1 protein-coding gene is annotated in these 709 nt (G+C 67.8%); it reads left to right on the top strand.

All coding sequences use genetic code 11. The features are described from left to right. The coding region (locus Q7A36_RS40500) for a hypothetical protein (RefSeq protein WP_305109443.1) at positions 1–344 on the top strand (344 nt) is incomplete at its 5' end. Between the last annotated feature and the right edge of the window lie 365 nt (positions 345–709).

Below are 709 nucleotides of genomic sequence, written 5' to 3'. Positions count from 1 at the left end.
GCGAGGCGCCCGCAACCTCCGCAGGCCGGGTCATCCAGCGCGGGGAATGGCTGATCACCTTCGCCGACGACGGCGCCATGGCGGTGACGAACGCCAACCACCCCGAGCTGCTGATCATCGTGCGCGGACGCGTGGCGACACTCTATCAGTCGCTCGAGGGCGGTGGACTGCGCGTGCTTCAGACGGCGGAACTGTCGGAAGGCGCCGGCGCGGCGCGGCGCTGCCGCAGCTCGCGGCCGGGACAGACCTTCCACTGCTGGGACCCGGTCCGGGAGCTCCCCCTACGCTCGGGCCAGGCCCCGGGGCACCGCCGATGTTGGGCTCCGGGCCTGCCCCGCCCATAATGCTCGGCCCGGGCCCAGCGCCGCCGATGCTCGGCCCCGGGGCTGCCCCACCCATGATGCTGAGCCCCGGGCCGCGTCCGCCGCTGCTCCTCGGACCCGGCAATCCCACGACCTACACGTGGGACCAGATCAGCCGCATGCGTCAACCGCAGCTCTGGGAGGAGCGGCAGACCTACATGCAGCAAGTCTATGGCCCAACTTGAACAGTTCCGAGCGAACGATCCATGAACGGCGTGGCGTAAACCTCTGATCCGATTGGGCTGGCTCACGGAGGCAGTTTGGGGTGTGGTGCTAAATTCTGCAGCCTAAACGGCTGTTTTGCTTGATCGAATCCAGCCAGTCAGGCTGCTAATGCAGCGTGTTCA

This window comes from Paracraurococcus lichenis (genome assembly GCF_030657435.1).
GTDB classification, from domain to species: domain Bacteria; phylum Pseudomonadota; class Alphaproteobacteria; order Acetobacterales; family Acetobacteraceae; genus Paracraurococcus; species Paracraurococcus lichenis.
Note: the sequence above shows the minus strand (reverse complement) of the source record. Positions and strands in the feature narration are given on the sequence as shown.